Here is a 7,104-nt window from a genome sequence, read left to right on the forward strand (position 1 = left end):
TTTATCGGGAGGGGTTTTCTGTGTTGTGATCTCCCTATCTTACCTGGGGGTAATTGGGGTGGGGTTTAACCCACGCACCCCCACTTTCCTTCCTATACCCCCAGACGACATGACGATGGACGTCATGTATTGGCATCCTAGGATGCCAATATCGGCATCCTAGGGTTCCCATGTTTCGTCGGTCTTTGCAGGTCAGAGGCCCGCGAGGACTGCGCCCTCTATATACAGTGAGCGAACCCGGGCGGGCAGCAGTGTCGTTGTCTGCCCGCGTGGGCGGCGCGGAGTCTGACGGGCCAACGAGTTTGACCGCCGGAGTGGTGCTACCGCCGGTTTGTCTCAGTGGGTTGGGTGATTGCGGAGGAAGGTTGTGGCTCATACGGTGGCCGACGGCTGGTTGTGTGCTTGCCTGTTTGTGCGGAGGTCTCTCCGGTGTGGTTGCGGTTGTCGGTGGGCTGGCAGTGGGGGGTGCGAGGTTTACCGCTGTCATCCTCGTGCGGTGGTGGTGTGTCAGGTGTCAGGGACCAGTTTTTCTGCGTAGTGGGCGGGGCTGTGAGCTGGGACTGTGCAGGTGTATTGGTTGGGGTTGGGTGCTTGATCACCCAGTGATGGTGAGCAGGGTTGGCGGTCGGCCGGGTGTTTGATCTGTGGTATGCCAGTGTGTGAGGGCATTACGCAGGTTGATTGGATGCTGCGCAGTTTCGGTGGTCGTCGGGGTGTGGACGGCGTCGCTGTGGTGTTTGGTCTTTCGCTCTGGGCGGTGTGGGACTGTTGATCTCTCGTAGCGCGGGCTTGTGTTGCCTCCGGAGTTACTCCGGCTGGGCTTGTTCCAGTGGCAGGTGGTCCCGGTAGTAGGTCGACTCCAGCCATTCCTCGATCACGATGAGGGGACGCGTCAGGTGTATGTCGCCGACCTGTTGCGAGCGCAGGAGGAGCCCGAGGTCGGTCAGTGCGAGTGAGCCGTCGAGGGTGTACAGCAGGCAGTTCCCGTGTTCAGCGGCGTGGTCAAGGAGCCATTGCTGTGTCTGCTGGGGGTCGCGCCCGGTCAGCGGGACATCGGCGAGGGTGACTTGGGGCCGGTGGCCGCGTCCAGTGCGACGCATGCCAGCTTTGCGGCGTCGTAGAACACGCTCACCCCGTCGGCGAAGTCTTCCTGTGCGTATGGCCCGCCCACCAGTTCCCGAGGTCCGGATACCTGGAGTGCGTCGGCGACCTCGGCCGGGCTCATCCCGAACCGCAGCGGTCCCACGCCAACTCCGGGAAGCAGCTCCCAGTGCTCCCGTTCCTCGCCCGTCCTGACGTTCTCCACCCGCAGGCCCTCCTGTTTGTCTCCCTGCCACCGACAGCCGCCGTTTTTCCAGCCGGGCGCTGTGCACTCTACGGGCCGCCACGGTCATCGCTCCGACGTCTCGCTCGGGCATTACCGGTCTCTCGTGGGAGAGGGTCTTCGCCGCGGATTGGCTCAAGGTGCGAACGCAGATGTGCCGGCGCCGACTGAAGTGCACATGGGTCGTGCTGCGGCTGGCGTCTATGGCCCGGGCCGTTTTCGGGGTGGGGTCCGAGGGTTGGTGTAGCCGAGTTGGGTGAGTTCGGTGCTGTGGTTTTGGCGGGTGGTGGGCCGTGGGGGGTAGTGGGCGGGGTCGGTCAGCCAGGCCCGGTTGAGGAGGGCGGCGATGGTGGTGTGGACTGCGTGGGGCCGGCCGGTGTGTTGGAGGACGTGGAGCGTGCCGGGGTGGCGGGTGAAGAGCTGGGCGAGGGCGATGGTTTCGGGATAGGTGATGGCTTCGCGGGCGAGGGCGTACCACAGGCGGGTGCGGGTGGTGCTGAGGCGGCGGGTGCGGGCGGGCCAGATGTGTTCGTCTGCTGGTGCGGTGCGTCGCCAGTGCTCGGTGAGGGCCATGGCGTGGGTGAGGCCGTGGTCGGCGGCCTGGCCCCAGCGTCTGAGCAGGCGGGTGTGTTCACGGTGGGCGGCGAGGATTTCGGGCGTGCGGGTCAAGTCCGCGTGTTCGGTGGGGAACGGTTCTCCGTTCAGGGCGTGGGGGCCGAGCATCCAGGTGCGGTGGCGGCGGCAGATCAGGGCGGTGCTGGGCCGGTACTGCTGGACGGGGTGGGTGTGGCCGGTGCGTGTCAGGGTGCAGTGGGGGCAACCGGTGACGGCGTGTACGGGGGCGAGCCGGAGCCGGGCTTTGGGTGGTGCGGTGGGGGATTTGTCGCGGTGTCTGCTCCACTGGGGGAGTGCGTGGGTGAGGTGTGTGGTGTCGATGCCGGTGAACTGCGTGATCAGGTGGCGGCTGGCGGGGTTCAGATACAGCTCGATCGTGGTGTAGGGGCTGCCGGGCTTGGTGCATTCCGGGTGGGTGTGGGGTGTGGGGATGCCGAGGGCGTGGAGTAGTTCGGTGGTGGTCAGATGGTGGCGTCGGGCCAGGCGCTGGATGTAGGAGGCGGTGGTCTCCCACTGCATGGGAGCCACGCGCAGCGGACTCGGGTGGCGGCGGGTGGGCGGCATGTCAGATGCGCCGGCCGGTGGTGCGGCGCTTTGGTGGCCGGGCGGCTTGTTCGGCGAGTTGGTCGACTTCGATGTCGGCCAGCAGTTGCTTGGTGATTTTCTCGGTGCCGTCGAGGATCGCGGCGATGGCGGCTTCGCGTAGGAGGGCGGAGAGGCTGCCGATCCTGCCGCCGGTGCGCTGGTGGAGGTAGGCGGCGTGCCGGATGAGGGTGCCGGGGCGGTGGCGGTGAAGGCGCAGGGCTTTCTCCATGCCGCCGATGAGGCCTTCCCAGGCCGCGGTGTGGGCGGTGCTGCCGTAGGCGAGGGGTGGGTTGGTGACGAGTTTGAAGCGTCCGGCCAGCTGGGCTCCGCGTTTCCCGGCCAGGAGCGGGGACTTGTCGACGTCGACTCCGGCGTAGACGAAGGTGGCGGGGATGCGTTCGCTGAGGTGTTTCATCTGGTCGGATGTCTCTGCGCCGGCACGGGTGCGGGTGTTGAGCAGGTGGACGTCGTCGACCAGGACGAGCTGGGTGGCCAGGTCCCGGAGCACACCGCAGACGGCGTCGGTGATCTGGGCCTGGTTCATCCGCGGCGCGATGGGCAGGTCGAGGAACCGGGCGAGTTCGGAGACCAGCATCTTCGGCGTCGCGGCGGGCGGTACGGACAGGAACACCACGGGCAGCCGCCGGCCGGGGCTTTGGTGGCGGGCTCGGTCGGCGAGGTGGAAGGAACGGCCGAGCTGCTGGAGGGTGGTGGTCTTGCCGGTGGTGGGCGGCCCGGAGACGATCAGCCCGCGGCGGGCGGTGCCGTTGTGGCGCCGGTTGAGGATCATCAGACGCCGCAAAGCGAGGGAGATCTTGCCCATGGCGGGGGTGGACAGGATCACGAACCGGGAGTGGTAGTCGAGGCGTTCGTCGAGTGTCCACGGCCCCTGGCCGGGCAGCTGCGCCGGTTCGGCGTCGATGAACTGCATCCACTCCGTCCAGGTGGTCGGTGAAGCGAACGGACCGGCGTGCTCCGTGGCCGGCGTATCGAGGGTCACCAACGCTGCGCCTCCTGGTGGGCGTCGAACAGGCGCCAGGGCGTGATGGCGATGCCTTCGTGCTGCCCGTCCGTCTGGTCTTGCTCCTGCTCGTCTTCGTCGATGAGGTCGGCATGTGGCGGGGCGAGCACGGTGTCCATGTGCCTGGACATGGCCGGCAACTGGTCGGTCCCGGACGCGGCCCGGCCGCCGCGTGCTCGGGGGACGTGCGGCTGTTCACGGACGTCGGCCGTGGTCGCTGCGGCACGCCGCAGCAGCGCATCGAGGGCGCGGGCGAGGTGTTCCTCGTGCTCGGTGCGCCCGGTGCGCTGCGCGACGACGGTCCGGATGTGCCGCCAGGCGGTGTCGGTGAAGGGCTGGCTGACCAGGGTGCGGTGGATCCAGCCCGCCTCGGCCCACCCGTCAGGCAGGCGTACCCAGCAGCGGGAGGGCTCGTAGGGGTTGTAGTGGATCTCCCACTTCCCGTCTGGCGCGGTGGAGCGGTGCCGGTGGCCGTTGAGCGCCGTGCTGTCGTAGGTGCGGTAGTCGAACCGGATGCCCTCGGCGCCGATGGCACACCGCCGCGAAGGGAGCAACTCGATGTAGTCCGCGGCTTTCAACGGGACGGGAACGTGCCCGCTGATCCCGATCAGGGCCGCCCACATCTCGTTGGGCGAAAGTGTCAGCCTCGGCATCAGTGGGTGGCGCAGTTCGCTGTGGCGGCGTTCCTGCCAGCCGCTGACCACCCACTCGTCCAGCAGTTCCTGAAGCTGGGGCAGGGTCCAGCACGCCTCGTCCTCGACCCGTCGGCCGCGCTCGCCGACATGGGAGCCGGTGTAGCCCGCCACATACTGCGCGAACAGCGTCCCCACGGATTCGAAGCCGCGCTCCACGTGGCCCTTCGCATGGCCGGAGGCGGGCGGACACGGCTGGACCGAGATCCCGAGATGTTCGGCGGCCGCGAGGAAGCACTGCGAGACGAACACTCGGCCCTGGTCGACGACGACGGTGGACGGAAAGATCACCGGCCGGGCCGCGGCCCCCTGCATGCGGGCATCGATGCCGACGAGCCGCTCGTAGGGGATCACGGAGGAAGCCATGGCCAGCACGTCAGGCCAGCCGGGCCGCAAGGGCTCGGGCACGACCGACTGCGCGAGCAGAATGGCTGCGTCCACCGCCTTCGTGCCCCGCGGGCGCAGCACGGCGGCGGTGATGCTGCGGGTGGCCACGTCCATGGCCATGGTCAGCTCCAGCCGCCCGGGGCGTCCGTCCTCGAGTACGGCCAGGACGTCCAGCGGGGTGCTGTCCATCATGACCAGCTCACCGGGCCGCGCCACAACCGTCGGCGTGAACGGCGGCTCAGGCCGCGAGACACGCCAGCGCTGCTGTACCGCAGTGCCCAGCAAGCCCTGGCCGTCGGCGACCGCCCGCACCAGCCGGTTGAACGTCGTCACCGGCGGCACCGCCACCACGCCCGGCCCGTAGGTGTCCTCCAGCAGCCAGCCCACCTGCCGACGCAGCCGGCCCAGCGTGCCGGTGGACCGCTCACGCTGCGCCTCAAGAACTGCCCTGATCGCGGCGACCACCCGTTCGTCGGCACGCCCCCATGGCGACCGCACCCGTGCGGCCCGTCCGTCGACCAGACCCCACAGGCCCTGCTTGCGGTAGCGGGCGCGCATCCGACGGACGGTGGCCACGCTGACCGGCTGCCCCTGCGCGGTGAGCTCCGCTGCCTTGGCCGCTTCCCGCTCGGCGAGGCTGCGCGCTGCCGGATCGAACTGCTCCCGTGGCGCCCCTGCCCCACCAGGCTCCGGGTGGCCGGTCTCGACCTCGCAGATGTGCCGCTGCCAGGCAAGTGCCCTTTCCCGTACGTCCGCATCGAGGCCGTCCAGCAGTCCCCACGCAGGTGCCCGGCGCTGCTCGGCACAGCCGTTCACCACCTCGAAGTCATCATCGGCGTACAACTGGGTGAGCAGCAGCACCTGAACCGCCCCGTCCTCACCCACAATCCGGCACCGAGGCCCGTCCAGTCCCGCCAGGGTGAACTCACCGCCGGCGAACCGCACCTGATCTCCCACTTCCACTGCATGGCGCACCCCGCTCACCGCACTTTCCCGCAGGCCGCGGCGACCAGGGTGCGATCGGTGAGCGGCCGGTCGAGCGCCGCATCCAGCTCCCCGTTCCACAGGCCGTGGTAGACGGCCGGCAGCGTCTGGATCACATCGCCGAGCGCCGTAGCCCCCTCCACCAAGGACCGCGGATACGCGAAGACGTCACGCATTTGGCCTGAGCGGATCTCGCCTGCACAGCGGGGGTGGCGGTAACCGGACAGCCAGCGCACGTTGCCCACCAGCACCGGATCCGCAGCAGGCTCCACCCGGTACTGCCATCCCACCTCCTGGGCACACTCCCGCAGCACTCCTTCCCTGCAGGCGAGTCGGCGTGGCTGGCCACCCGGACCGAGGCAGTCAACGAGCACATGTCCCCCGTCAGCACGACGAGCAGCCAGTTGCGGAGCATGGGCCACAACCCGCTCTCCGTCCCGCCACACGAACTCCAGTGGACGGCACGCCAGACCCACCACCTGGGGATCCCGGTCCAGCAGCATCAACTGGTCCCGCATCGCAGCGCTCCCGTACGCCACCAACCGGCCCGTGGTGGCCGCCCACCACCATCCGGGGGCCAGCCGCTTGCCCCGGCGTACCGCGAAGCCACCAACCGGTGCGTAGTCAGTCGGCACCAGCTCCGCGGCCGCCGCCAGCCAGCGCCGCTGCTCCAGCAGACCGTCCGAGCCGATGAACCGTACATCGACATCCCCCACACGCACCCGGCCGCACCTGGACCGCTCCTCACCGCTCGTGCTGCTCACGGCGGTCAGTGAAGAGCCGACCGGTGTACCTGCACAATGCGCAGATCGAGAGAGTCCCCTTACCAGGTGAAAACCTCCTGGAACACGCCAACAGCGAGCATCCGCTCTGGTATGACTGCTGATCAGCCACAAGCGTCGTAGACACGGCCTTTCCGCTGACTGCGGAGCTGCGCAGGTTCATTGAGCACTGCGCAGTTTCAGTGGGTTGGCGACAGCGTTGCGCGGGCGCCCCGCCACGGAGGCCTTGATCCAGAATCAATCCAGATTGTGTTTTGAAGCAGGACGCTTTGAAGCAGGACAAGCTCATGCCCGCCGTGAAAGCGTCAGCTCGGAGATAAGCAGCGACCGCTGCCTCGAGCGGTTCGTCACTGTCCTTAGCAGTGCCGAGTATGCGCCAGAACGCTCCGTTGTCCATGAAGAGGAATGTGCCAGCCCCCTACTCCTGCTGCCGCATGGGCCGGAGGCCCGTTTGCCGCGCGCAGCGCGGTCGAGGCTGGAGCGCAGCGGAAGCCTCTGGCTGGACGGAGTCCAGCACAGGACTGCAACGCAGGCCGGCTCACTCCCGGAGCGCAGCGGAGGGAGTGTCAGTTTGCTTGCGAAGCAAGCAAACTGTGCGGTGAGCGAAGCGAACCGCCAGCGCTCACGCGGAGCGGGAGCGCAACTCGGGCGCGCAGCGCCCGAGTTCGCTTGCATCGCGCGCAGCGCGATGGGATCGGAAGAGCGTCGGGGAGG

At 68.3% G+C, this 7,104-nt stretch carries 6 protein-coding genes; all 6 read right to left on the minus strand.

The window, feature by feature from the left end; genetic code table 11:
* Nucleotides 1-806: 806 nt before the first annotated feature.
* Nucleotides 807-1,100: a hypothetical protein gene (locus ACH45E_RS36075; protein WP_361456954.1), complete on the minus strand. Its 294-nt coding sequence runs from the start codon at nt 1,098-1,100 to the stop codon at nt 807-809.
* Nucleotides 1,043-1,306, minus strand: coding sequence for a hypothetical protein (locus ACH45E_RS36080; protein ID WP_361456957.1), 264 nt, complete (start codon nt 1,304-1,306; stop codon nt 1,043-1,045). The genes ACH45E_RS36075 and ACH45E_RS36080 overlap by 58 nt, the downstream gene beginning before the upstream one ends.
* 219 nt (nt 1,307-1,525) lie before the next feature.
* Complete coding sequence (locus ACH45E_RS36085; RefSeq protein ID WP_361456960.1) at nt 1,526-2,503, minus strand: TniQ family protein; 978 nt, start codon at nt 2,501-2,503, stop codon at nt 1,526-1,528.
* Between the two features lies 1 nt (nt 2,504).
* On the minus strand, nt 2,505-3,527 hold the full coding sequence (locus tag ACH45E_RS36090; RefSeq protein ID WP_399042271.1) for a TniB family NTP-binding protein: 1,023 nt from the start codon (nt 3,525-3,527) through the stop codon (nt 2,505-2,507).
* A complete protein-coding gene (locus tag ACH45E_RS36095) occupies nt 3,521-5,587 on the minus strand; it encodes a transposase (RefSeq protein WP_361456966.1) in 2,067 nt (688 codons plus the stop codon). Before ACH45E_RS36095 ends, ACH45E_RS36090 begins: the two co-directional genes overlap by 7 nt.
* A gap of 17 nt (nt 5,588-5,604) precedes the next feature.
* A complete protein-coding gene (locus tag ACH45E_RS36100; RefSeq protein ID WP_361456969.1) occupies nt 5,605-6,372 on the minus strand; it encodes a TnsA-like heteromeric transposase endonuclease subunit in 768 nt (255 codons plus the stop codon).
* Nucleotides 6,373-7,104 lie beyond the last annotated feature (732 nt).

The sequence above is a fragment of the Streptomyces sp. NPDC020299 genome, from assembly GCF_044387825.1.
GTDB lineage: Bacteria > Actinomycetota > Actinomycetes > Streptomycetales > Streptomycetaceae > Streptomyces.